This is a genomic window from Paraburkholderia sp. GAS38, from assembly GCF_050434965.1.
Lineage (GTDB): Bacteria > Pseudomonadota > Gammaproteobacteria > Burkholderiales > Burkholderiaceae > Paraburkholderia > Paraburkholderia phenazinium_A.
The window spans coordinates 118,650-144,046 of sequence record NZ_JBNDJO010000012.1; the positions used below are offsets into that span (position 1 = coordinate 118,650).

23 protein-coding genes are annotated in these 25,397 nt (G+C 64.6%); 3 read left to right on the plus strand and 20 right to left on the minus strand.

The features are described 5' to 3' along the window. Nucleotides 1-12: 12 nt before the first annotated feature. From P3T42_RS25685 to flhD, 19 genes are all read right to left on the minus strand, one after another. Nucleotides 13-882, minus strand: coding sequence for a MinD/ParA family ATP-binding protein (locus P3T42_RS25685; protein ID WP_074301306.1), 870 nt, complete (start codon nucleotides 880-882; stop codon nucleotides 13-15). Then, complete coding sequence (gene flhF / locus P3T42_RS25690; RefSeq protein ID WP_429307580.1) at nucleotides 875-2,758, minus strand: flagellar biosynthesis protein FlhF; 1,884 nt, start codon at nucleotides 2,756-2,758, stop codon at nucleotides 875-877. Before flhF ends, P3T42_RS25685 begins: the two co-directional genes overlap by 8 nt. Before the next feature lie 267 nt (nucleotides 2,759-3,025). Then, a complete protein-coding gene (gene flhA, locus P3T42_RS25695; protein WP_429307581.1) occupies nucleotides 3,026-5,122 on the minus strand; it encodes a flagellar biosynthesis protein FlhA in 2,097 nt (698 codons plus the stop codon). After that, on the minus strand, nucleotides 5,119-6,333 hold the full coding sequence (gene flhB / locus P3T42_RS25700; RefSeq protein ID WP_074301303.1) for a flagellar biosynthesis protein FlhB: 1,215 nt from the start codon (nucleotides 6,331-6,333) through the stop codon (nucleotides 5,119-5,121). The genes flhA and flhB overlap by 4 nt, the downstream gene beginning before the upstream one ends. Nucleotides 6,334-6,473: 140 nt before the next feature. Beyond that, the gene (locus P3T42_RS25705; protein ID WP_429307582.1) at nucleotides 6,474-7,745 is read right to left on the minus strand and encodes a DUF3443 domain-containing protein; all 1,272 of its coding nucleotides are present in this window, start codon (nucleotides 7,743-7,745) and stop codon (nucleotides 6,474-6,476) included. Between the two features lie 23 nt (nucleotides 7,746-7,768). Further along, entirely contained in the window at nucleotides 7,769-8,287 is a 519-nt protein-coding gene (locus tag P3T42_RS25710; RefSeq protein ID WP_429307583.1) for a DUF2844 domain-containing protein, read from the minus strand. 294 nt (nucleotides 8,288-8,581) lie between these two features. Then, complete coding sequence (gene cheZ, locus P3T42_RS25715; RefSeq protein WP_074301300.1) at nucleotides 8,582-9,289, minus strand: protein phosphatase CheZ; 708 nt, start codon at nucleotides 9,287-9,289, stop codon at nucleotides 8,582-8,584. A 1-nt stretch (nucleotide 9,290) separates the two neighbouring features. After that, nucleotides 9,291-9,686: a chemotaxis response regulator CheY gene (gene cheY, locus P3T42_RS25720; RefSeq protein ID WP_074301299.1), complete on the minus strand. Its 396-nt coding sequence runs from the start codon at nucleotides 9,684-9,686 to the stop codon at nucleotides 9,291-9,293. A gap of 112 nt (nucleotides 9,687-9,798) precedes the next feature. Continuing rightward, the gene (locus tag P3T42_RS25725; RefSeq protein WP_074301298.1) at nucleotides 9,799-10,893 is read right to left on the minus strand and encodes a protein-glutamate methylesterase/protein-glutamine glutaminase; all 1,095 of its coding nucleotides are present in this window, start codon (nucleotides 10,891-10,893) and stop codon (nucleotides 9,799-9,801) included. A 5-nt stretch (nucleotides 10,894-10,898) separates the two neighbouring features. Then, nucleotides 10,899-11,690, minus strand: a complete 792-nt coding sequence (gene cheD / locus P3T42_RS25730) for a chemoreceptor glutamine deamidase CheD (RefSeq protein ID WP_074301297.1) — start codon at nucleotides 11,688-11,690, stop codon at nucleotides 10,899-10,901. Continuing rightward, nucleotides 11,687-12,637 carry a CheR family methyltransferase gene (locus P3T42_RS25735; protein WP_074301296.1) on the minus strand — a complete coding sequence of 317 codons (951 nt, stop codon included), beginning with the start codon at nucleotides 12,635-12,637 and terminating at the stop codon, nucleotides 11,687-11,689. The genes cheD and P3T42_RS25735 overlap by 4 nt, the downstream gene beginning before the upstream one ends. A 189-nt stretch (nucleotides 12,638-12,826) precedes the next feature. Next, nucleotides 12,827-14,704 (minus strand): methyl-accepting chemotaxis protein, encoded by a 1,878-nt coding sequence (locus tag P3T42_RS25740; RefSeq protein WP_429307584.1) that lies wholly within the window; start codon nucleotides 14,702-14,704, stop codon nucleotides 12,827-12,829. Nucleotides 14,705-14,746: 42 nt separating this feature from the next. Beyond that, nucleotides 14,747-15,262 (minus strand): chemotaxis protein CheW, encoded by a 516-nt coding sequence (cheW, locus tag P3T42_RS25745; RefSeq protein WP_074301294.1) that lies wholly within the window; start codon nucleotides 15,260-15,262, stop codon nucleotides 14,747-14,749. A gap of 64 nt (nucleotides 15,263-15,326) precedes the next feature. After that, nucleotides 15,327-17,597 (minus strand): chemotaxis protein CheA, encoded by a 2,271-nt coding sequence (gene cheA, locus P3T42_RS25750; RefSeq protein WP_429307585.1) that lies wholly within the window; start codon nucleotides 17,595-17,597, stop codon nucleotides 15,327-15,329. A gap of 78 nt (nucleotides 17,598-17,675) precedes the next feature. Next, nucleotides 17,676-18,053, minus strand: coding sequence for a response regulator (locus P3T42_RS25755; RefSeq protein ID WP_074301292.1), 378 nt, complete (start codon nucleotides 18,051-18,053; stop codon nucleotides 17,676-17,678). Between the two features lie 79 nt (nucleotides 18,054-18,132). Then, complete coding sequence (gene motB / locus P3T42_RS25760) at nucleotides 18,133-19,140, minus strand: flagellar motor protein MotB (RefSeq protein ID WP_074301291.1); 1,008 nt, start codon at nucleotides 19,138-19,140, stop codon at nucleotides 18,133-18,135. 24 nt (nucleotides 19,141-19,164) lie between these two features. Next, a complete protein-coding gene (gene motA / locus P3T42_RS25765) occupies nucleotides 19,165-20,025 on the minus strand; it encodes a flagellar motor stator protein MotA (RefSeq protein ID WP_074301290.1) in 861 nt (286 codons plus the stop codon). Nucleotides 20,026-20,204: 179 nt separating this feature from the next. Next, complete coding sequence (gene flhC / locus P3T42_RS25770) at nucleotides 20,205-20,768, minus strand: flagellar transcriptional regulator FlhC (protein WP_074301289.1); 564 nt, start codon at nucleotides 20,766-20,768, stop codon at nucleotides 20,205-20,207. Between the two features lie 60 nt (nucleotides 20,769-20,828). Then, a complete protein-coding gene (gene flhD, locus P3T42_RS25775; protein WP_074301288.1) occupies nucleotides 20,829-21,149 on the minus strand; it encodes a flagellar transcriptional regulator FlhD in 321 nt (106 codons plus the stop codon). 731 nt (nucleotides 21,150-21,880) lie between these two features. Here flhD and P3T42_RS25780 point away from each other — a divergent pair. Next, complete coding sequence (locus P3T42_RS25780; protein ID WP_074301287.1) at nucleotides 21,881-22,945, plus strand: glycosyltransferase family 4 protein; 1,065 nt, start codon at nucleotides 21,881-21,883, stop codon at nucleotides 22,943-22,945. Nucleotides 22,946-23,166: 221 nt separating this feature from the next. Here the strand turns inward: P3T42_RS25780 and P3T42_RS25785 are convergent, their stop codons facing one another. Continuing rightward, on the minus strand, nucleotides 23,167-23,469 hold the full coding sequence (locus P3T42_RS25785; RefSeq protein WP_074301286.1) for an H-NS family nucleoid-associated regulatory protein: 303 nt from the start codon (nucleotides 23,467-23,469) through the stop codon (nucleotides 23,167-23,169). Between the two features lie 295 nt (nucleotides 23,470-23,764). Between P3T42_RS25785 and aqpZ the strand changes: the two genes are divergently transcribed. Together aqpZ and P3T42_RS25795 are read left to right on the plus strand one after the other, a co-directional pair. Continuing rightward, nucleotides 23,765-24,508 (plus strand): aquaporin Z, encoded by a 744-nt coding sequence (gene aqpZ, locus P3T42_RS25790; RefSeq protein ID WP_074301285.1) that lies wholly within the window; start codon nucleotides 23,765-23,767, stop codon nucleotides 24,506-24,508. 177 nt (nucleotides 24,509-24,685) lie between these two features. Next, nucleotides 24,686-25,390, plus strand: coding sequence for a histidine phosphatase family protein (locus tag P3T42_RS25795; protein WP_074301284.1), 705 nt, complete (start codon nucleotides 24,686-24,688; stop codon nucleotides 25,388-25,390). Nucleotides 25,391-25,397: the final 7 nt, after the last annotated feature.

Consider the following 25,397-nt stretch of genomic DNA (forward strand, 5'->3'; position numbering starts at 1 on the left):
CGCACCGCCCCTTCAGGCGGGCTGCGCAGACGGTTGGTCGGCGTGTTGCGCCGCTGTTACTGTCGTCTGCGCTACCCAGTGGTGACGTGACGACATCGCTGGCCGCATCGGCCAGTACTGCAATTCGGCGGCGAGGTGCCGGTAATCGCGCGCAGCAGGTGTCGACGGAAACGCGTCGACGACGCAGCGCGACAGTTCGAGCGCCCGGGCCATGCGCGGATCGGCGGCGATACAGCCGGCGTCGTCCAGCGACACGGTCAGATAACGCCCCGCCACCCCCGCGAGGTTTTCAAATGCGGTGTGCGCGTCGGTGACGCTTTGCACGTGATTCACCAGCACGCGGAACTGACCGATGCCGTGTGCGTAATGCAGACGCTTCATGCAGGCGTAGGCGTCGGTGATCGCCTGCGCGGCCATCCGCGTCACGATCATCAGGTCATGCGCCTGCATGGCGAGCGCGGAGAGCTGGCCCAGCCGGTCGAGTTGCGCGTCGATCAGCACGACGTCCGCGGGACCTTCCAGCACCACGCTCAATTGCGCCGCGCTGTAGCCTTCACGATTGCCGCGCGGGGCGCTCAGCACGGCAAAACCGAGTGGGTGGCGCGCCACCGCCGCGTCGAGCGGCATCTCGCCGCGCACTACCGCCGCGAAGTTGCCCGCGCCGCGCATGCCGCCGAGCATCGCGCTCACCGAGTGATCGCCGAGACACTCGTCGATCACCAGTACATCCTTGCCCTGTTCGGCCAGTGCCGCCGCCAGGTTGACGACCGTCGTGGTGCAACCCACGCTGGTCGAGCCGCCCGTCACCGCCACGACCCGTGATCCGCTGCGCGCCAGCAGGCGCCGCAGTCCTTCTGCCTGATCGGAAACGACTTTATCCAAAACGTACCTCGTGCAGTTCGGCCGTCGAGCGCGCGGAGAGCGCCGAAAGCAAGGCCGGAATATCGTCGTCGTGCGGCACGAACGGCGAACTGTCGCGCGGAATACAGAAGGCGCTTTTGATGAGGAATTTCCTGGTGGCGACGTACAGGTTCTCGGGCACCTTCTGCCCGGTCGAGACGTAGTGCACCGGCAGCTTGTAGCGGATCACCGTGTCGAGCACGCCGCCCAGGTTGGTCGCTTCGTCGAGCTTGGTGAGGATGCAGCCGGCGAGCGGCTGTTGATCCGGCGCGCGCTGGTAGGCCTGCACGACTTCGTTGAGCGTGTCGCCGTGGCTGGTCGCGTTGAGCAGCAGGAGGCGCTGCACCGGTTGACCGGCGCGGCACAGCATGGCGATCTGGTCGGACACGAGGCGGTCGCGCTGGCTCATGCCGATCGTGTCGATCAGCACGATGTGCTTGTTGCGCAGCTCGGCGAGCGCCAGTTGCAGGTCGGCGCCGTCCTTCACCGCGTGTACCGAGACGCCGAGGATCTTGCCGAAGATGCGCAGTTGCTCGTGGCCGCCGATCCGGTAGCTGTCGGTGGTCAGGAGCGCCACCTTGCTGGCGCCGAAGCGCATCACGCAACGGGCGGCGAGCTTGGCCGTGGTGGTGGTCTTGCCGACGCCCGTCGGGCCCATCAGGGCGAACACACCGCCGCGCTCCATCAGCGCGTCTTCGTTTTCCATCACCGGCAGGTTCGACTCGAGCACATTACGCACCCAGTCCATTCCGCCTTCCATGTTGTCGACTTCGGCCGGCAGGTTGTCGACCATCATCTGCACCAGTTGCGCGGAGAAGCCCGCAGCGAACAGGTGTTTGGTGAGCGAGGCGCGCGTCGGGCTGCGGCGCTGGCGGTCGGCCCACAGGAGGCCGGCGAAGTGTTCCTCCATCATGCCGCGCATCGAGGAGAGCTCGCTCATCACCGTTTCGTTGACGACCTGCTCCATGCGCGCCTTGATGGTTTCCGTGACGCTGGCGGCGCTATTGCCGGCTGCGCGCGCATCGTCCGCCGGGCTCATCTTCTGGGCGGCGCGGCGGGCCGCGAGTTGCGCGGCTTCGCGGGCCCAGTCGGGCGTGTCGGCGGTGCCGAACGACGTGCGCGCACCGACCTGGATCTCGACCGGTGCGCCGAGGCCCTTCGCCATCGCCGCAGCCGGCGTCATCGACGAAGGACGGGCGCTGTAGGCGCCCTGCTGCTTGCCGGCGATGTTGCGAGCGTGATCGATCAGCCACGGGTTCGATTCGGCCATCGTGCGGGGAGCAACCGGGGCGACCGGCGCCGGCGGCACGCCTGCGGCCTTCAGGACGTCGGCGCGAATGTCGTCGCTGCTACGCGGCACCTGCGGGATCGGCGAGGCCTGTGCAGACGGGGCAGCTTGCGGCGCGGGAGCGATCTGCGAGGCGTGGGCGGCTTGCGAGTTCAGCGGCGCCGGCGTGCCGGTTTGCGGCAGCGCGCCGGCCGGCTGTTCCGCGGCTGCGCTGGCCGGTGCGGCGTGTGCGCTTGCCGCCGGCGTGTTGCTGGCCGACATGCTCTCGGTGCCGGCTTCCGGGCTCGCGCCGAACACCGACGAAAACACGTCCGGCATGCCGCTCGCGTACGGATTGGCCTGCATCATCGGGGCCCGCGCGGGGGCGGCCAGGGCGGGCGCGGCTGCGCTCGCGCCGTCGCGCGACTTCGGGGTGATCGCTGCCAGGTCGCTATCGGCGAGCGCGACGATCTCGACGGTGCCGTCTTCGATCGTGCGGTTCGACAGCACGACCGCGTCGGGGCCCAGAGCCTCGCGAACGAGGCGCAGCGCGTCGCGACTGGTAGCACCGACAAATTTACGAATGTTCAAGCTGGACCCCCGATGAGGTTAACGGACCGGCAACATACCGCTTCCCATTGAGATCAATTATTGCGAAAGATGTCGAGCGACGATCGGTTGATAAAGGCCGGGAAAGGTGGGCAATTCGCTTGATGGACAGGGGACCGGCGCCGCTCCGCGCAGGCGGTAAACCCGCATGGCGGGATCTTGCGGACGGGATGAAAAACCATCGGTAAGGCGCAAACGAAAACCGGCGCATGGAGCGCCGGTTCCGTTGCGGGCTGAGACGGACACGCCCTACCCGCCGATCAGATTCACCACCTTGACGTTGCGCGTGTCGGGCACTTCCGCATACGACAGCACTTTCAGTTGCGGCAAACTGCGCCGCAGGAAACGCGCGAGCATCGGCCGCAGCGCGTGCTGCACCAGCAGCACAGGCGAGAGCCCCAGGTTCTGTTGCCGCGTCATGGCCTTTTGCGTCTCGGTCATCAGCGTATGAGCGAGGCCCGGTTCGAGGCCGGGGTTCGCGCCCGTCGACAGCGCCTGCGAGAGCACGCGCTCGAGGTTCGAATCGAGGCCCATCACCTGCATGTCGCCGATGCCGGGGAACCACTGCTGGGTAATCGCGCGCCCCAGCGCAAGACGCACCACCGCGGTCAGCTCGTGCGGATCGCTGACCTTCGGCGTATGTTCGGCCAGCGCTTCGAGAATCGTGCGCATGTCGCGGATCGGCACACCTTCTTCCAGCAGGTTCTGCAGCACCTTCTGCAGCGTGGTGAGCGAGAGCGCCTTCGGAATCAGATCGTCGACCAGCGACGGCGTGTCCTTCTGCATCCGCTCGATCAGCGCCTGGATCTCGCGGCGGCCGAGCAGTTCGGAGGCATGCGTGACGACCAGATGGTTCAGGTGCGTCGCGACCACCGTGCTCGAATCGACCACCGTGTAGCCGTACACCTGGGCCTGCTCGCGCAGATTGGTATCGATCCAGATGGCCGGCAGGCCGAACGCCGGATCCTGGGTCGGCGTGCCCGGCAGCGCCGCGCTGACCTGACCCGGGTTGATGGCGAGCCACTGGCCCGGATAAGCCTCGCCGACGCCGACCTCGACGCCCTTCAAGGCGATCCGGTAACCGTTGGGCCGCAATTCGAGGTTGTCGCGGATATGGATCACCGGCGGCAGGAAGCCGATTTCCTGGGCGAACTTCTTGCGGATGCTCTTGATGCGCTTGAGCAGTTCGCCGTCCGAATTCTTGTCGACGAGCGGAATCAAGCGGTAGCCGACTTCGAGACCGAGCGTGTCGATCATCGTCACGTCGTCCCAGCTGGCCTCGGTGTTCTCGGCCGGCGTGAGCGCCGCCGGCACGACGTCGACCTGGGCCGACGCGGTCTTCAGGTCGGTCGCGCGCTTCTTCATCATCCGGCCCATCTGGATCAGGCCGCCGCCCAGCAGCAGGAAGGCAAAGTGCGGCATGCCCGGAATCAGGCCCATCAGTACGAGAATGCAACCCGTGATGACCAGCACGCGCGGGTTCGTGAACAACTGCCCGGTCAACTGCGTGCCGATGTCTTCGTTGGTCGCGACGCGCGACACGATCACACCGGCGGCCGTCGAGATCACCAGCGACGGGATCTGCGCCACCAGCCCGTCGCCGATGGTGAGCAGCGTGTAGACCTTGCCGGCCGCGGCGAAATCCATGTTGTGCTGGACCACGCCGACGATCAGCCCGCCGATGATGTTGATCACCATGATCAGCAGGCCGGCGATCGCATCGCCGCGCACGAACTTGCTCGCGCCGTCCATCGAACCGTAGAACTCGGCTTCCTGGCCGACTTCGAGGCGCCGCTTGCGGGCCTGCTCTTCGTTGATGAGGCCGGCGTTCAGGTCGGCGTCGATCGCCATCTGCTTGCCCGGCATCGCGTCGAGCGTGAAGCGCGCGGACACTTCGGCGATCCGGCCCGCACCCTTGGTGATCACCATGAAGTTGATCACCATCAGGATGATGAACACCACGATACCGACGGCGAAGTTGCCGCCCACCAGGAAGTGCCCGAACGACTCGATCACCTGCCCTGCCGCATCCGGCCCGGTGTGGCCTTCGAGCAGCACCACCCGCGTGGAGGCGACGTTCAGCGACAGGCGCAACAGCGTCGAGAACAGCAGCACGCTCGGGAAGGCCGCGAAGTCGAGCGGCTTCATCGTGTACATGCTGACCAGCAGCACCATCACGGAAAGCGCGATGTTGAAGGTGAACAGCAGATCCAGCAGGAACGGCGGCAACGGCAGGATCATCATGCCGAGGATCATCACGATCAGCACCGGCCCCGCGAGTGCGCGCAGGTTGGTGTTGCTCAGCGAGTCCGGCCGTCGGGACAGGAAACCGGCGCGTGCGTTCATGCGGAGGCTCCAGGTGCCTTGTTGTCGTTACCGTCGTTCAGGGCGTCGGCGGCTTCTTCGCTCGCGTCCTCGTCGGATACCGGTCCCTTGTCCAGATCGGCGGGGACGTCGAATTCGGTCGGCGCGACCGGCGCCACCCCGCCTTCGGCCTTGAAGCGGCGCAATTGATAAACCCAGGCGAGCACTTCCGCGACCGCGCCGTACAACTGGCCGGGAATTTCGCGGTCGAGCTCGACGTTGTGATACAGCGCTCGCGCGAGCGGCGGCGCTTCGAGCAGCGGCACGTTGTTCTCCGCAGCAATCTCGCGAATCCGCAAGGCGACCAGGTTCACCCCCTTGGCCACGACTCTCGGCGCCCGCATCTCGCCGTCGCTATACCGCAGGGCGACCGCGAAGTGAGTCGGGTTGGTCACCACCACGTCCGCCTTCGGCACGTTGACCATCATCCGGCGCCGTGCAACCGCGCGCTGCTGCGCACGGATGCGAGCCTTCAGCTTGGGATCGCCTTCGCTTTCCTTGTGCTCCTGCTTCACTTCTTCCTTCGTCATGCGGAGCTTCTTGTTGTAATTCCAGATCTGATACGGGACGTCGAGTCCCGCGATCACGAACATGCCCGCGACCGTGATGCCGCAGCAGACCGCGATCAGATGCGCCGCATTGGCGAACGCCACCGTGAGCGGCTGGGTCGCAAGCGCGAGGATCTCATCGTGACGATTCCAGATCGATACCCCGCCGATCATGCCGACTACAAGGGTCTTGGCGAGCGACATGCCGAGCTGGATCGGCCCGTTGATCGAAAACATCTTGCCGAGGCCGGCGATCGGATCGAGCCGGCTGAAGTTGGGCTCGAGAGACTTGGCCGACACATGCCAGCCGCCCAGCGCGAGCGGCGACAGCAGCGCCGCGAGGCCGGTCATGGCGAGGATCGGTATCAGCACATAGAAGCCTTCACGGCCCGCGGCGCCCGCGCCAATCAACATCCGGCGCGTTTCGAAGACGCTCGCGTGATTGAACATCAGGGCGCCGCGCAACATCGACCCCAGATGATCGCCAATCGAACCCGACATGGCCCAGACGCCATAGAAGCCGGCCGACAGCAAGGCGAACGTCGTCAGCTCCCGCGAACGTACGATCTGCCCCTCTTCCCGCGCCTTTTCGAGGCGCCGGGGAGTGGCGGATTCGGTTTTTTCGAGGTCGCTATCCCCTGCCACGCAGCTCTCCAGTCGGTCAAGGCACCATGCCTATTTCTAGTGAGAGCGATTATTCACGGAGAACTCAAGCCATGATCGGCGGATAAGGACAGGGAAACGGGGGTATTTCGAGCGATGGAGGCCGCGAGGCCTCCCCTCGCTCAATAGCCGACGTAAGGCGTCTGGCCGCCGTTCGCCGTCTGGTCGATGCCAAAGTACATGTAGCGGCCGTAAAAGAACGGCAAGCCGATATCGAAGCTGTTGCCCACGCCGACCTGACCGGCGAGATCGTTGAACGCGTAATTGTTGCCGTTGCTGAACAGCGTGGCCGCGCTGAGGATCCCGAGGTTGGCCGTAGTGGATGCGCCGTTGAGCCCGACTATGTTCACCGAACGCGTCTGCCCCGAGCTCGGGCAGTAGAAGCCGCTGTAGGTGCTGGAGCACACCGCCAGGCTACTGTCGGCAAAGAAGTACGCGTTCGAGCCGGAATCGAAGAATGCGGTCAGCTTGCTGCCGTTGAAGGTACTGTTGACCAGGTCTCCGTAGGCATCGGTCGTGAAGGTCTGCGAGGCCGCGAGCGTATTGTTCGACTGCGTGCCGATGCCGAACACCAGCGTGCCGGTAGCCGACCCGCTGCCGTTGTTCGAGACCGGCGACATCTCCACGATCACGCCGTTCTTGTCGGTGGCGAAGTGGGCCACCGGATTCGCCACCTGGTCGCCGGTCGGCACCTGCGTGGCCGCGCAGCTCGAGCCGGAGCACGCGTAATAATTGCTGTACTGCTGGAATGTCGTCGAGCTCGCGCAGGCTGTGCCGCAGTCGTACGGCGCCACGCCGATGCCGAGAATGCCGTTGGCGCCGATCGCGCTGGCGGTGTTCTCTTCGGCGCCGCTCGCGCACCCGCTCGGCACGCTGAAGTTCACGTCGCCGAGGACCTGGACCGGAATGCTGGTCGCGGTCTCGCCGGCAATCTGTACCGTCGCCGTGCGCACCGAGCCCCATGAGTAGCCATCGGCGAAATTCGTGCATTCCACCAGCGTGCCGGACCCGCCACTGGGGATGGCGGCCAGCGGCAGGCCAACACTCAACACGCTGCTGACAATCCGCAGCCCATACGAGCCGGTATCCACCTGCACGTTGGGAATGCTCTGGCAGGTCGTCGTGCCGGGCACGCAAACCGTCACGGTCACGGTTGGAATGTTGATGACGTTCGCCACGCCCGTTCCCACCGTGATCGCCGCGGTGTTCGATGCGTTTGCCGAGACCGGCTGCGCGGTCGGACTTGCCGGCAACCCGCTGTTACTCGAACTCGACGAATTGGAACTGGAACTGTCGCTGCTGCCGCCCCCGCCGCCGCACGCGGCGACCAGCGACACCAGGGCGACCGTGGCCGCCACCTGCGCCCATCCTTTGAGCTTCGCTGCAAATTGCATGGCTCGTCTCCCGTCCGTCACTGTCACTGGATATCGGAACCGCTGACGCCGGCAGGCAACGCCTGCGGCAGCCACGCCTGACCCGCGAAGGCGCCCATATGGCCGCCGGAGTGGACCACCAGAGTGTCCTGGTCGACCGCGACCGGCCCGTGCCCGCCGCGCACCGCGCGGGCGGCCTGCACGCCGGCCAGATACTGCGGGAAATACGTTCCGAGCAGATCGTTCAGGTTGGGCATTTGCGGCCCGTTCCACGCGAGGCCGAACACGCTGCCGTCCGGCGCGAGGTATTCCCGCACGACGGTGCCGCTGCCGAACGTCGTCGTGCGCACGGTATAGGACGAGGCGATGCCGGCCGCGGACGCGGTGCCCGACGCGGCATGCGCGACGGCGGCAGACGAAACGGTTTGAGAATTGACAGAGGCGCCGGCGGGCGGCGTCATGGGCGCGCCGCCCAGCGCCGCATAGGCGGACTGAACGGCGGATACGGCACAGCACAATCCGAGCGCTGTCATGAAGACAGTGCGGCTTACACGACTCAGCATGGCCTGACTCCTCCCGATCGACTGCGCGACGGCCCATGCACCGCACGAGCGCCCGCATTTAAGCAAGATCATACGGCACTGCGGTGACGGCACGCATGAAGGTTTCTTCGGGGGTATTTTGCCGGTGTGCCCGCGCTGCCGGGCGCTCAGGTCACACCTTTCCATGCTTACAGAGTCTTACCGGGCGCAGCGGCCGCGTTGCGGTACGCCACGCCCTGAGGCCCGCCGGCCCGCCGGCGAGCCGGGCCTTAGGCCTAGCCGCCGGCGCAACCGCGGAGCCGAACCAGGGTCTGCCTAGAAGCCGAGGCTCGCCAGCAGATCGTCGACCTCGCCCTGATCCTGCATCACGTCGGCCTTGCCTTCGGGGTTGATCTGCGGCCCGTTCAGCAGGCCTTCCGGGCTGCCGGTGGACGACGGCTCAGCGGCCAGCGCCGCCGCGGTCGCCGCGAACTGCTCGCGCCGTTCGAGCGCGATGTTCTCGATCAGCACGCCGAGCAGTTGCTGCTCGATCAGATAGACGACTTCCGTAATCTTCTTGATGACCTGACCGGTCAGATCCTGAAAGTCCTGGGCCAGCATGATCTCGAGCAACTGGGCGTTGGTCGCCGTGGTCACCTCGGGCACGCCGCGCAGGAAGGTGCGCGTGTCGTTCATCAACGCGCGCACTTCCTCGCGTTCGATCGGCGCCGCATACCATTGCTCCCAACGCGCATCGAGCACCGCCGCGTCCTGCTGCAGTTGTTCCTGCATCGGCTTGGCGACCTCGATCGAGCTCAGCACCTTTTCGGCGGCCTGCTCGGTCATGTTGGCGATGTACTTGAGACGGTCGCGCGCGTCGGGCACCGCTTCCGCGGCGCGCTCGACGTGCTTGTCGATCCCCAGTTCGCGCATCGAGTCGCGCAGTGTGCGCGTCAGTTGCCCGATGCGGGCAAGGATGCGGTCGCTGGCGAGGTCGCCGCCGTCGTGCGCGTCGGCGGCTGCCGCGTTGGTGGGCTGGTTCACGTCAGCTCCCGGTTTTCGCCATCTTCTCGAGAATCTTGTTCAGCTTCTCGTCGAGGGTGACCGCGGTGAACGGCTTGACCACGTAACCGCTCGCGCCGGCCTGCGCCGCCGCGATGATGTTTTCCTTCTTCGATTCGGCCGTCACCATCAGCACCGGCAGGTGCGTGAGGCTTGCGTCGGCGCGGATTTCCTTCAGCATGGCCAGACCGTCGAGGTTCGGCATGTTCCAGTCGGAAATCACGAAGTCGTACTTGCCGCTGCGCAGACGCGCCAGACCCGCTGCGCCATCTTCCGCCTCGTCGACGTTCGAGTAGCCCAGTTCCTTCAACAGATTGCGCACGATCCGACGCATTGTCGGAAAGTCATCTACGACCAGAATCTTCATTCCCTTATCCATTTCAATTCCCTTTCCCTTAACCCTTATCCCAGGTGGTGCGGTGTCGACCGGAGCGAGCGCCCTTGGCGCTTACTGCGGTCCCAGGTAAGACGCTTGCGTTCAGGCCCGCGCATCATACCCGCTGTACGCGTTCGCCCATCGACGAGAGGCGCGCCATGACACGCCGGCTCATCTCGGGCAACGAGGCGATCTCGTCGGCAGCGCCCAGTGCGATGGCCTCGCGCGGCATGCCGAACACGATGCAGCTCGCTTCGTCCTGCGCAAGCGTATACGCGCCTGCTTTTTTCATCTCCAGCAGTCCAGCCGCACCATCGCGGCCCATCCCCGTGAGGATCACGCCCACTGCGTTCTTGCCGGCATGCTGCGCAGCCGAACGGAACAGCACGTCGACGGACGGACGATGCCGGTTCACCGGCGGGTCGTCGGACAGGTGTGCAATATAGTTCGCGCCGCTACGTGCCAGCAACAGGTGAGCGTGGCCAGGGGCGATATAAGCGTGTCCCGGCAGCACACGTTCGCCGTGCTCAGCCTCTTTAACGGTAATTCTGCACAAGCCATTAAGGCGTTGCGCGAAAGATTTCGTAAAACCCGGCGGCATATGCTGCGCGATCAGCACGGCGGGCGCGTCGGGCGGCAGCGGCACCAGCACTTCGCGGATCGCTTCGGTGCCGCCCGTCGAGGCGCCGACGATGATCAGCTTTTCCGTACTCAGCAGCGGATTGTTGAAGTTCGGCGCCGGCGTGGCGGCATGGCCCGCCGCCTGGCCGGCCGCCGCGGCGTGCTGCACCGGTGCGGCCTGGCGCACGCGGGCGCGCGCAGCGGCGCGAACCTTGTCGGCGAGCTTCTCGGAGTAGTCGAGCATGCCGTCGCGAATCCCGACCTTCGGCTTGGTCACGAAGTCGACCGCGCCCAGTTCCAGCGCACGCAGCGTAATTTCGTTGCCGCGCTCGGTCAGCGAGGACACCATCACCACCGGCATCGGCCGCAGGCGCATCAGCTTCTCGAGGAAGTCGAGGCCGTCCATGCGCGGCATTTCAACGTCGAGCGTCAACACGTCCGGGTTGTGCTGCTTGATGAGTTCGCGCGCGACGAGCGGGTCGGGCGCGGTTGCTACGACGGTCATGTCCGGCTGGCCATTGATGATTTCAGTCATCAGGCTGCGGATCAGCGCCGAATCGTCGACGCACAACACTTTGATCTTTTGCACAGCTCTCACGCCTCCTCTGCGGTTCTGGCGTTGTTTGAATTAATCGGGCGCGGGCTCGCGCCAAATAGCTCGATGCGCGGCTTGGCAGCAGCGGCGCTCGTCCCTGATCCTGCATTCGCGGTCGAGCCTGCGCCAAACAGTTCGACACGTGGCCGCCCGGCCTGGGTAGCCGGCGCGGCGAACAGCTCGACCCGTTCCCGGGCCCGCGCGAGCCGTTCGGCCCGCTGTTCGGAGGTTTGCCGTGCGAGCGCCTGTTCGCGCTCGGCCACGCCTGCTTCCTGCTGCAGACGCAACTTTTTCACCATCACCTGGCCGGTGCGCGGCATGAAGGCCACCTTGCGCGGATGGCCGCCCTGCAGGTCCTCGGCGGTGATGCGGATTTTTTCCAGCGCCAGATAACGGCGCACGAATTCGGAGTTGCGGTCGCCGATGTTCATCGTCGTCATGCCCGCCAGCACCGCCGCGCCGCCGAACACCTTGGCCTCGAAGCGTTCGCGCCGGCCGCCCGCCTTGATGAGCTCGTTGATCAGCACTTCCATCGCGTAGGCGCCGTAGCGCATCGAGTCCGAGGCCGCCTGGCCGACGTCGGCGCCGTCGTCGGGCAGCATGAAGTGATTCATGCCGCCGATGCCCGCCGTGCGGTCCTGAATGCAGGCCGCCACGCACGAACCGAGCACGGTGACCAGCACCATGTCTTCGTTCGTCGTATAGAACTCGTTCGGCAACAGCTTCACGCCGGGGCGCTTGAAGTGGTTGTCGAAATACAGATTGGTGGCAATCGGCAGAGCGCTGCTCATACGCTCACCCCGCTAGTCGACGAATGGGCCGGTTGGGTCTGGCTGCGTTGCGGGGCGCGTGCGCCGCCGCCGTCGCGAGTCAGTTCGTAGACGGTCTGGCCACGCAGGCGGAACGACTGCGTGACGTAAGTGAAGTTCTCCGAGTGGCCGGCAAACAGCAGGCCGCCCGGCTTCATCAGCGGATCGAAGCGCGACAACACCTGCGCCTGGGTCGGCTTGTCGAAATAGATCATCACGTTGCGGCAGAAAATCGCGTCGAACTGCGAGCGCAACGCGTAATCGCGATCGGTCAGATTCAGTTGCTGGAAGCGGATCATGGCGCGCACTTCGGGACGCACTTTCACCATCCCCGCATGCGCGCCGGTGCCCTTCAGGAAAAAGCGCTTGAGCCGCTCCTGCGACAGATGCTTGACCTGGTCGAACTGGTACATGCCGGCCTCGCCTTTGGCGAGCACCTGGGTGTCGATGTCGGTGGCAAGCACGGTGGCCTGGCGCGCGGCGCTGTCGCCGAGCGCTTCGATCAGCGTCATCGCGATCGAATACGGCTCTTCGCCGGTTGACGCCGCCGAGCACCACACCGAGACCGGCGCCGGCCGTTTCGCGACGAACTCCGCGAGAATCGGGAAGTGGTGCGCCTCGCGAAAGAACGCGGTCAGGTTGGTGGTCAGCGCGTTGGTGAAGGCCTCCCACTCGGCCGGATCGTTTTCCGACTCGAGCAGGTCGAGGTATTCGCGGAAGCTGTCGAGGCCGCGTGCACGCAGGCGCCGCGCGAGCCGGCTGTAGGCCATGTCGCGCTTGTGGTCCGACAGCGAGATGCCGGCACCGCGATGGATCAGCTCGCGTATGCGAGCGAAGTCCGCCGAAGTGAATTCGAAATCACGCCCCTGGTCGCCGGCCTTGGCCGGTTCCACCTTGTCGGGGCGAAGCTGTGCGCGCGTTGCCATCATGAGGTTTCCTGCTTGCGATACGAAGCGTCCCCAGCAGGGACTTGCATCGCGGGGTCGCGCCCGCCCGCGATTTTTTCCAGCTCGGTGTCCAACCGGCCGACGGCACGAAGCACGCCTTGTGAGCGTCCTTCAATGAATCGCCCATGGCGGGGCGAGGTGCCGAAAGCCTGCATATCTGCTTGCCATTCCTTAAAACGTTTCCCAGTCCGCGTCCGAGCCGACCGCCGCTGCGCCTGCCGCAGCCGGGCGCACGGTCGGTTCGGCGCCGGCCGACGATCTGGGTTTGAGCGCCGGTTCGGTGCGCGCCGGCGCGGCCGTACGTGCTGCGTCCTGTTTCGGCGCAGCCGGTGCTGCTGCATGGGCCGCGGGTTGAGCCGCTGCATGGGCCGCTGAATTTGCCGGCGTAGCTGCTGCCTTCGGCGCCGCAGTGGATGCACGCGACACGCTCTTGCTGCGCGCCGCAGACGTGCTGCCGCGCGTAGCGGAAGCCGAAACCGGAGCCGCACGTTGACCGCCTTCCACGCGCCAGCCGCCCACCACCGTTTGCAACTGACGCGTCTGCTCTTCGAGCGAAGCCGCCGCGGCGGCCGCTTCTTCGACGAGCGCCGCATTCTGCTGCGTGACTTCGTCCATCTGCACCACGGCGCGGTTGACCTGTTCGATGCCGGTCGACTGCTCTTCCGAGGCCGCGCTGATCTCACCCATGATGTCGGTCACGCGGCGCACGGCCTGGACGATCTCTTCCATCGTCGTGCCTGCCCGGCCCACCAGCACCGAGCCGCTTTGCACCTTGTCCACCGAGTCGCCGATCAGCTCCTTGATTTCCTTCGCCGCACTGGCGCTGCGCTGCGCGAGACTGCGCACTTCGCCGGCCACCACCGCAAAGCCGCGGCCCTGTTCGCCGGCGCGCGCCGCTTCCACCGCCGCATTCAGCGCGAGGATGTTGGTCTGGAACGCGATGCCTTCGATCACGCCGATGATGTCCACCACCTTGTTCGAGCTTGTGGCGATGTCCTGCATCGTATGCACGACCTGGCCCACCACGTCGCCGCCGCGCGTGGCGATGTCCGACGCGTTGACCGCGAGCTGGCTCGCCTGGCGCGCGTTCTCGGCGTTCTGCCGCACGGTGCCGGTCAGTTGCTCCATGCTCGAGGCGGTCTGCTGCAGCGAAGCGGCCTGCTGCTCGGTACGCTGCGACAGATCGGTGTTGCCCATCGAGATCTCGCGTGCGCCGGTGTCGATCGATTCGGTGCTGGTGTGGACCGCTTTCACCATCGTCGAGAGGCTGTCCTGCATCTGTTTGATGCTGCGGAACAGGCGGCCGATTTCGTTGGTGCTGAACACGTTCACCGGATGCGTCAGGTCGCCTGCGGCGATCCGCTCGAAGCATTCGGTGGCGTCGTTGAGCGGCTGCACGATCAGGCCGCGCAGCGCGAAGCGGATCAGCACCACCATCACCAGCGCGAACACGCCCACCGCGACGATCAGCGAGGTCATCAGCGTGACGTTCGACTGCGCCGCCGTCTGCTGATCGGCCGCGCGCTGCTGCAAGGCCTTCACCACCGCCGAAGCGGACGTGTCGTAGGCAATGAAGAGCGGGCTAATCTTAGTGTCGGCAATCGCGTGAAAAGCGGCTGAGTCGCCCGCGTGCAGCGCCGCGAATTCCGGATTGACGCCGTCGTTCATCACCGTCGCGCGGCGCGCCAACAGATCGTCGAGCAGAGCCTGGTCGATGCCGGCCTTCGGCGCATCCACAAACGTCTGCCAGCTCTCGTTACCCTTGCCGAGCAGTTCCTGCCCCCGGTCCAGCACCGTCTTCGCTTCGTCGGCCTTGCCGGCGGCGATCAGCGTGTTGTACCGGTCGATGGCGACGCGCGAGCGCAACAGGTACGCCGACGCATCGTCGAGCGCATGAATGGCCACCAGATCGCCGCGTGCAATCCCGTCGAGCGACTGGCTGGCACGATTGAGCGCGGTGAGGCCGAGTGCGCCGACCACGATCGTCAGCGCGGCCAGCACGATCCCGACCATGGTCAACGATGTACGAATCGACCACCTGCTTAGCATCTTGATGCTCCCTGTTGTCCCGTCATGTGCACGCTGGCGGCTTTAGCCGCCGAGCGACTCGATCAGCGCCATTTCGCGGCTGGTCATCAGCTTTTCGATGTCCATCAGGATCAGCATGCGGCCGTCGACCGTGCCGAGACCCGTCAGGTACTCGGTGGTGAGCGTGGCGCCGAATTCCGGCGCCGGCATGATCTGGTCCATCTGCAGCGTCAGCACGTCCGACACGCCGTCCACCACCATGCCGACCACGCGATGCGCGACGTTCAGGATGATCACGACGGTCTGGTGGTCGTACTCGACCCGGCCCAGATGAAACTTGATGCGCATGTCCACGATCGGCACGATGATGCCGCGCAGATTGATCACGCCCTTGATGAAATCCGGTGCGTTGGCGATGCGCGTCACGCTGTCGTAGCCGCGGATTTCCTGCACCTTGAGAATGTCGATGCCGTACTCTTCCGCGCCGAGCGTGAAGACGAGAAATTCCTGACCGCCGGCATCTGCCTGCAGCGCATCGCGGCGGCCGACGCTCGAATTGATGGATTGGACTTCTGCCACGTTAGCCCCCAAACGGTTGGGATGAAATAAGTTAAGTAAAAAGTTGCCCGAGCTTGCGCGCGGCTTAAGCGAGGCTCATTGCGCCGTGCGCATTGCGCGTCTCGCGGTTCAGCGCCGCCACGTCCACGATCAGCGCGACACTGCCGTCGCCGAGGATGGTCGCGGCGGAAATGCCGTGCACCTTGCGGTAATTCGTTTCCAGATTCTTCACGACCACCTGCTGCTGGCCGACCAGTTCGTCGATCAGCATGGCGAAGCGCCGTCCTTCGGTCTGCATGATGGTGACGATGCCCTGGGTCGGTTCCGACTTGGCGTCCTCCACCGAGAACACTTCATGCAGCGCGACGAGCGGCAGGTATTCGCCGCGCACCCGCACCACCCGCTCGCCGTTGGCCACCGTGTAGATGTCTTCGGCTTGCGGCTGCAGCGACTCCATCACGAAGTTCAGTGGCAGAATGAAGATTTCGTTGCCGACCTTCACCGACATGCCGTCGAGAATCGCCAGCGTGAGCGGCAAGACGATGCGCGTGGTGCTGCCCTTGCCTGCCTGCGAGCTGATTTCGACGTGGCCGCCCATCGACTGGATGTTGCGCTTCACCACATCCATGCCGACGCCGCGGCCCGACACGTCGGTCACCTGCTCGGCGGTCGAGAAGCCCGGCAGGAAGATCAGGTTCCAGACCTCGTCGTCGGTCATGCTTTCGCTGACCTGCATGCCCTGCTTGGCCGCCTTCGCGAGAATCTTGTCGCGGCGCAGACCGGCGCCGTCGTCGCTCACTTCGATGACGATGTTGCCGCCGTGATGCGCTGCCGACAGCACCAGCTGGCCGGTCGAATCCTTGCCTGCGGCGCGGCGCGCTTCCACGGTTTCGATACCGTGATCGAGCGAGTTGCGCACGAGGTGGGTGAGCGGGTCGATGATCCGCTCGATGAGGCTCTTGTCGAGTTCGGTCGCCTGACCGAAGGTGACCAGTTCGACCTCCTTGCCGAGCTTCGCCGCCAGATCGCGCACCAGACGCGGGAAGCGGCTGAAGACGTAATCCATCGGCATCATGCGGATCGACATCACCGCTTCCTGCAGATCGCGGGCATTGCGTTCCAGTTGCGCCATGCCGTTGAAGAGGCGGTCGTGCAAGGCCGGATCGAAGGTGCTGGTGGTCTCGGCCAGCATGGCCTGCGTGATCACCAGTTCGCCGACGAGGTTGATCAGCTGATCGACCTTCTCGACGCCGACGCGGATCGAACTGCCTTCGGCCGCACCGGCCGCAGCCGGGCGCGCCTTGCGGTCGTTCTCGCCGCCGGCCGCGGCCGCGGCCGGCGCCGCGGCGGGCGCCGGCGCCGGTGCAACGGCCGTGGGCGCGGGAGCGGGCGGCGGCGCCGGCGTAGCCGCCGGCGCGCTGAACAGTTCGTGCGACGGTGCTGCAACGCTTGCCTGCGGCGCGGCAACCGGCGCGGGGGCCGGTGCCGGTGCAGGCGCCGGAGCATGCTCCGCAGCGGCAGGCGTTCCAGGTTCGCCTTGCTGCGATTCATCCGCCGGTGCGGTGCCGCGGCCGATCAGGATCTGACTGTCGTCGATCACGAAACAGCACACGGCGATAATGTCGTCGGACGTGACATCGGTCTGCAGCCACAGCGTCAGATCGCCGCCTGCCTTGACCTGCCCAACGATATGCCCCAGGTTGCCGAGCTCTTCGGCCAGCAGTTCCTGGTCCTTCTCACCTACACCCCGTAGCGTGATTTTCAGATGCGGGCCGCCCTCTGCGCCGGCGGTCCCGCTTGTTGCTGCGCCGGTCTGTGCCGGTTCGTTGCCCGCCAGTTCGCCGGCAGCCTCGACAGCCTGCTGCACGACGTGTTCGGGCGGATGTCCTTCGTCGGCGGCGGACGCGGCCGGCGCCGGTGCGCTGGCTTCGACCGGAGCCGCTGTGGCGGCAGCCGGTTGTCCCAGGCTTTCCTTATAGAGCTGGTCGAGCTTGGCGCAAATCGCCTTCGCCACGGCCGCATCCGGCTCGGCGCTCGCGCGGTAGTCCGCGAGCTGGCCGGACAGTACGTCCTTGGTTTCGAGGAACGTGTCGATCATGTCCTTGCGCAGCACGAGTTCGTTATTGCGCGCGCGATCGAGCAGCGATTCGAGAATGTGGGTCGTTTCGGTCAGCGCGGTGAAACCGAACGTCGCCGCACCGCCCTTGATCGAGTGGGCCGCGCGGAAAATGGCCGCGAGGTCTTCCGGATCGGGATGGCCGATGTCCAGATTGAGCAGCAACTGCTCCATCTGCGCGAGCAGTTCGTCCGCTTCGTCGAAGAACGTCTGATAGAACTGAGTGATGTCGAGTGTCATGCCTGGGTCACCGCGAGAGATCCTGTCTAGGCTTTGGCTGCCGTGCCGCTTCTATGCTTCTGTAAATGGTGGATGAGCTCAGGCGTTACCTGACTCGGCCAGCGCTGCGACCAGTTCGGTCAGCATGTCGGGGTCGAGCGGCTTTTCGATCCAGCCCGTCGCCCCCGCCGCTCGCGCCGCCGCCTTGAAGGGTTCGCCGGATTCCGTCGTGAGGACGAGGATTGGCGTCACCTGATAGGCCGGGTTGCCGCGCAGCGCCGCGATCAGATCGAGACCGGTCTTGCCCGGCATATGCTGGTCCGTCAGCACGAGGTCGAATGGCGTCGCCAGCGCATTCTCCAGACCCTCTTCGCCGTCGGCCGCGAGCGTCACCTGATAGCCGGCTGTCGTCAGCGTCGCGGAGAGAATCTGCCGCATCGCTGCCGAGTCGTCGATTGCCAGAATGTGCCTGATCATTAAAACCTCGCTGCGCTCACTATGGATCGCCCGGCTGCGCGCCGCGTGAGCGGCTGCGCGGGCCGGGCGATCATGTCCTTCACTTCGGCGCCACGCCGGGCGCCTTTGGAGCAACCGTCACCGGTTGCGCAATTTGCTGCAGCAGCGGCTGTTGTGCCGAGCCCGCTGCGTCGTCCGACAAGGTCGTCGTGGTCGAATCGTCGTGCATCATCGCGTCCTCCGACTTCTTGTTCAGGACGAGAATGCTGATACGACGGTTCTCCGGGTCGAGCGGATCGGTCTTGTTCAGGTTCTGCGACGACGCCATGCCGATCACGCGCATCACCTTCGATTCGTCCATGCCGCCCGCAATCAGCTCGCGGCGCGACGCGTTCGCGCGGTCTGCCGACAGCTCCCAGTTGCTGTAACCCTTTTCGCCGCCGGCGTACTGCACGGCGTCGGTGTGGCCTTGCACGATGATGCGGTTCGGCACGTCGTTCAGCGTGTGGCCGATTTCGCGCAGGATGTCGCGCATGTACGGCTGGACCTCGTCGCTGGCGGTGTCGAACATGGGCCGCTTCTGCGAGTCCACGATCTCGATGCGCAGCCCCGTCAAGGTCGAATCGATGCGGATCTGCTGCTTGAACTGGCGCAGGACCGGGTTCGCTTCGATCGCGGCCATCAGCTTGATCTGCAGGTCGTGCAGGCGGACCTGTTCCTGGCGCTCGAGCTCGCCTTGCATCTGCTTCACGGCGTCTTCGTCGTTGTGCGCGGCGGTGCGCTCGGCGCGATTCATCGAACCGTCGCTCTGGCGCGTGATGCCCTGCTGATCCGTCGAGATATCGCGTCCGCCGCCCTTCAGGATGCTCGAATCCTCGGCGCTGCGGTCGCCGCCCCACAGCGTGATCTTCAGCGGCTGGTTGAAGTAGTCGGCAATGCCGCGCAACTGCACCGTGGTCGCCGAGCTGAGCAGCCACATCAGCAGGAAGAACGCCATCATCGCGGTCATGAAGTCCGCGTAGGCGAGCTTCCACGCTCCGCCGTGATGGCCCGCCTTCTTCGGCGCGGCGCGCTTGACGACAATCGCGCGGTCTTTGTCCTTGCTCATCGGTCCGGTCCCTGGCCTGTGCGGTTACTTGGCTTTCACCCGGCGCACGTGCTCTTCCAGCTCGCTGAACGACGGGCGTTCAGTCGAGAAGAGCACCTTGCGGCCGAATTCGACGGCGATCGCCGGCGCGTAGCCATTCAGGCTCGCGAGGATCGTCACCTTGATGCACTGGAACATCTTGGTCGACTCGGCGACGCGCTGTTCCGCGACGCTCGAGAGCGGCCCGATCAGACCATACGAAAGCAGAATGCCGAGGAAGGTGCCGACCAGCGCCTGGGCGATCATCTCGCCGAGCACCGCAGGCGGCTTGTCGGCGGAGGCCATGGTATGCACCACGCCCATCACCGCCGCCACGATGCCGAACGCCGGCATCGCGTCGCCGACCTTGGCGAGCGCATGCGCCGGGGCTTCGCCCTCGGTGTGATGGGTTTCGATTTCCTCGTCCATCAGGCTTTCGATTTCGAAAGCGTTCATGTTGCCGCCGACCATCAGACGCAGGTAGTCGGTCAGAAACTCGATGATGTGTTTGTCGGCGAGGATCTTCGGATACTGGGTGAAGATCGGGCTCTTCGACGGATCGTCGATGTCGGCTTCGAGCGTCAGCGTGCCTTCCTTGCGCGCCTTGGCCAGCAGGACGTACAGGAGCGCCATCAGCTCCATGTAGACATCCTTGTTGTATTTAGACCCCTTGAACAGGGTCGGAAGCACGCCCAGCGTCGCCTTGATGGTTTTCATCCCGTTGCCGAGAACGAACGCGCCGACGCCGGCGCCCCCGATCATCAGCAATTCGACTGGCTGAAGCAGCGCGCCCAAATGACCGCCTTCCAGCGCATAACCGCCGAAAACGGACAACAGCGTCACGAGTGTTCCCACGAAAATCAGCACAGCCGAGCCCTCACAAGGAAGCGACGGAGACCGTCGTTAAACTGGTTTACGGCAACGGAGCGGAAAACTTTGGTGGAAAAGCAAGTTGGAGAGCCGGTGTAAACCACAGGCGCGCGGTAGAGGCCCAGCCGGGGCGCCGGGCTGCGCTGCAAGCGGGGCGGGCGTGCCCGCCCCGCGGCTCAAAGCTCCAGTTCGGCGAGCTGGCTCGCGCGCACCTTCGCTTCGGCAACTTTCTTTGTCTTACCGGCGCGGGAGGGCGGCTGGCACAGTCCGCAGACAAAGGCGTGCTGCGGGTCGTGCGCATGCGCGACGAAGTGGCCGCCGCAGCGGCAGCACGGCGTCATCTGCAGCATGCCGGAGTCGAAAAAGCGCACGAGGGTCCACGCCCGGGTCAGGCTGAGCACCGGTTCGTCGTCGTGCAGCTTGACGTGTTCCTGGTAGAGCCGGTAGCTCTTGACGATCGACTGGATCGTCTCGCAGCCGCCGTGGTCGGCCATGAAGCGGTAGATGTTGTAGAACAGCGAGGAATGGAAATTCGGCTGCCAGGTCATGAACCAGTCCGTCGAGAACGGCAGCATGCCCTTGGGCGGCGAGACCCCCTTCAATTCCTTGTACAGCTTGATCAGCCGGTCGCGCGACAGGCTCGTCTCGGCCTCGAGCAATTGCAGGCGCGCGCCGAGTTCGATCAGTTCGATCGCCAGGGTGATTTCCCTGACTTCGAGAATTACGCTTTTAGTGGCCATCCGCTTGGCTTCCCGCATCCTGGTCGTGCTGGTTGGCATTGCTGCCGTGGAGTACCGGCATCAGCCGATCTGCTCGACGGGCTGGCTAGCCATCAGGATCGCGGAATGCGCCTGAGAAATGGCGCTGGTCTTGCCCTTGTCCGCAAGCGTGGACAGGACAGCGTGGTCATCGAAGCGGAAGCGGCATAGCACCTGGCTGGATGCGGCCAGCTTGACGGTCTGCGCCAGAGACAGATTGGCAATGACGTCGGCCAACTGATCCGAAATGCCCATGCGGAACATGCCCATAGGTTTGTCTTCACGCAGCAGACGCTGAGCGAGCAGGAGATAAGAAAGATTCACTTCCCTTATCTCATTGAGCATGTCACTTGTGGTGCTCATGATTCCCCCGAGTCGATCTGGCTGGTCAGGCCGTTACGGAAACGTTTGCTCGATCGCGCGCACTACATCCGCCCGAACGGCCCGTTTATGGTCTTGCCAGCATTGTGTCCAAAGGGAAAGCGAACGGAAATCGGACAGACACCCCATCTGGATGACGGATTCATCCATAAATGATGTAGGAATTTTTCCTACAAAGCAGCGGTCTGAAAGAGGGTTGAAAGCTCAGGCGGGATTTGGGGGCACGACCGGTGCGCGAATCCAGTGCGTTTCACGCACCGTCACCGGTGAGGCCGGATTATAGATGCTTTTCACACTGCGGCAACACGCGCTCGTTATGCGCAACGCATTGCGAGCCGCCAGACGCGATCCCACCCGGCTGCGGCACATGCCTTGCTGAGGGGTGTCATGCTGCCGACCTGCGATCCCGGAAAACCGCTGTAGAGAAGGCTTCGCGACCTGTAACGCAGCATGTTTCGCGCTGTAACAACATTAAGTGTTTGAAAAACAACTCGAATTGCGTCGGCCGATCCCGATAATGGCCTTAAGGGATAACCCGATGCAATGACGGGTTGCCTCTGGGCGGCGGGCTGACCGCGCCCGACCGTCCGCAAGGCATTCGCCCCTCGCTCGATCCGGGCGCCGCTGTGCGAAGCCGTTATGACCGCAACCATGTTGCACGGGACCGGAGTAAAGCGCCAGGCGCTCACCCCGGTCTACAAAGGAGAGTACGTATGCGAATCGCACAAATCGCGCCTTTATACGAAGCTGTTCCGCCGAAGTTCTACGGCGGCACCGAACGTGTCGTGTCCTACCTGACCGAAGCGCTGGTCGAGCTCGGCCACGATGTGACACTGTTTGCGAGCGGCGATTCGGTCACCTCCGCCAAGCTCGAAGCGGCCTGGCCGCGCGCGCTGCGCCTCGACCCGACGGTGCGCGACGCCATGGCGCCGCACGTCCTGCTGATGGAGCGGGTGCGCAGCATCGCTCACGAATTCGACGTGCTGCACTTCCACCTCGACTATCTGCCGTTCCCGCTGTTCTCGACGCTCGACACGCCGTTCGTCACGACGCTGCACGGCCGTCTGGACCTGCCCGAGCTGCAGCCGATCTTCGACACCTTCTCGCAAGCGCCGGTGGTGTCGATCTCCGATTCGCAGCGCCTGCCGCTCAAACAGGCGAACTGGCTCAACACGATTTATCACGGCCTGCCGGCGCAACTGCTCACGCCGCAGCCGCACAAGAAGCCCGAATATCTGGCGTTCCTCGGCCGTATCTGTCCGGAGAAGCGCGTCGATACAGCTATCAAGATCGCTGCACAAAGCGGTTTGCCGCTGAAGATCGCCGCCAAGGTGGACAAGGTCGACCAGGAATACTTCAAGACGGAGATCGAGCCGCTGCTGTCGCAGGCGCACGTCGAATTCGTCGGCGAGATCAACGAAGCGCAGAAGCCGGAGTTCCTGTCGGGCGCCAAGGCGCTGCTCTTTCCGATCGACTGGTCCGAACCGTTCGGGCTAGTGATGATCGAATCGATGGCGTGCGGCACGCCCGTGATCGCCTTTAACCGCGGCTCGGTACCCGAGGTGATCGATCACGGCGTGACGGGCTTTGTCGTGGAAGACGTGCAAGGCGCCGTGGCCGCCCTGCAACGGCTGGACGAGTTGTCGCGTACGGATATCCGCGCCCAGTTCGAGCGCCGCTTTAGCGCGAAGACCATGGCGCAAAACTATCTGGACGGCTATACCGCGCTTATCGAAGCGGAACGCCGCCCGCTGTTGCGCCGTGTCGCAGTGGGTTGAAGCGTCTCCGGGCGTTGGATTGCGCGGAAAAACCCTATGTGAATCGTTTGCGCGAGCGCAAACGCGTCGATAAGCCCCGCATCTTCTAAAAGCCGCCTTTGAAAGGCGGCTTTTTTAACCGGTAAATTCCGCCACAAATCTGATACATATTGCGCAACGAATAGCCTCCCGGGCGTCATTAACCTTCAGGAAGCTTTCACAGCGAAAATGATCTATTGCGACTAAACCTGCTCGATCAGAAAGCGCTCGCGATTCTTGCCGGCAATCCACTTGGGCGGCTTGCCGCGCCCACTCCACGTGTTGCCCGACTTCGGATCCTGGTACCGCGGCGGCAGCGGCGCCTTCTTGGGCGGGCGGCCGCGCCGCGCCGCGACGGCAAAGCCCAGGTCCTGGGCCGTCAAGCCGTATTCGGCGATCTTGCCGCGAATCTCCTCGATCACATTGCCGAGTTCGGTACGCCGCGCTTCGTCCGCCTGCGCCTGCAATCTGGCGATCTGCGCCTTAAGCTCTGCATATTGCGACATTTCACTTCTCCCTTTTTGTAGAACGCATTGTCACGGAGACTAGCCGCAATTAGCGAATTTCGCAATGGACACTAATACTCACAATTCACGAAATCGTCTGATAATTTATTAATGCCGCGTGAATTGTTAAATCAGTCTGTGCTTTACCGCGAAATAATCCCGGCCACAAACCACCACATTGACAATTCTTGACACCTGATTCGACGATATTTGCCTAAAATTTCGCGCTCGGAGGTGTGCACCTGAATAACCCTGTGCCGCTGCCAGCAAGTCAAACTTTTTAGGATTCCATATCATGCAGTTGTCAAAGCGCCTCGCTGCCGAGTTGTTCGGCACCTTCTGGCTTGTCCTCGGGGGCTGCGGCAGCGCCGTCCTCGCCGCTAATTTCGCCGGCCCGGTACACGGGCTGGGGATCGGCTTCGTGGGCGTTTCGTTCGCGTTCGGCCTGACGGTGCTGACCATGGCGTATGCCATCGGCCACATTTCGGGCTGCCACCTGAATCCGGCGGTGAGCGTCGGCTTGACCGTGGCCGGCCGGTTCCCGGCGCGCGACCTCGTGCCGTATATCGTCGCGCAGGTGGTGGGCGCGGTGCTCGGCGCGCTGGTGCTGTCCCTGATCGCCACCGGCAAGCCGGGCTTCGACCTGGTGGCAAGCGGCTTCGCCAGCAACGGCTACGGCGACCGCTCGCCGGGCCACTACTCGCTGATGGCCGCGTTCGTCTGCGAAGTGGTGATGACCGCCGTCTTCCTGTTCGTGATTCTGGGCTCGACCGACAAGCGCGCGCCGGCCGGCTTCGCGCCCATCGCCATCGGCCTGTGCCTGACGCTGATCCACCTGATCTCGATTCCGGTCACCAACACCTCGGTCAATCCAGCGCGGTCGACGGGACCGGCACTGTTCGTCGGCGGCGCGGCGGTGGACCAGCTCTGGCTGTTCTGGGTGGCGCCCATCCTCGGCGCGGTCATTGCCGGCTTCCTGTACCCGGCCATCGCGGAAAATCGCGCAACCGGCAACTCGCGCGCGGCGCTGGCCGATTGATGCGTAGTAGCTGACGCTATGCGTAGTGGCTGACGCATTGGTGGGCTAATCGGCAAAGCGGGCGCTACAGCGCCCGCTTTGCTTTTGCCGCCACCGGTCCTGCGACCGATCCGCAGCAAACCAGAGGGGCACTGCTAGAATCGTCCGACTTTCATACGGCTCGCAAAGAGGCTCCCGATGACCCGTTCCCGCCGATTCCTGTCTGGCGCCGCACTCTGGCTCGCCGCTTCGTGCGGTGCGGCGCTGCTGCCCGCCACGGCGCATGCGGCCGGCGCTCCTGTGGCCGACACGCCAGTGGCCGGACATCCCGTTGAAACACTGGTGTTCGTCCGTCACGGCGAAAAGCCGGCGCAGGGCTTCGGCCAGCTCGATTGCCAGGGCCTCAACCGCTCGCTGGCGCTGCCTGCGGTCATTGCAGCCAAGTTCGGCAAACCCGATGCGATCTTCGCGCCCGACCCGGGCCAGCAGAAGGACGACAGCGGACACCCGTACTACTACGTCCGCCCGCTGGCAACCATCGAGCCCACCGCGATTCAATTCCAGCTACCTGTGCAAACGCCTTATGGCTTTGCGCAGATCGACAAACTGGGCGCTGCGCTGGTCGACCCCGCGTATCGCAACAAGCTGGTGGTGGTGGCGTGGGAGCACAAGCTGATCGAGAAGCTGGTGCGGCAGATCGTGAGCGCCCATGGCGGCAACGCCAGCGATGTCCCGAAGTGGCACAGCGACGACTTCGACAGCATCTATATCGTCAAGCTCGACTGGCAAGACGGCACGCCGCACGCGACGTTCCAGCATAGCGTGGAGGGGTTGAACGGACGATCCACGGATTGCCCGTGCGCCGCGCTGCCGCCGGCGGCCGCATCAGGCGCGGCGCCCTGACATCAGC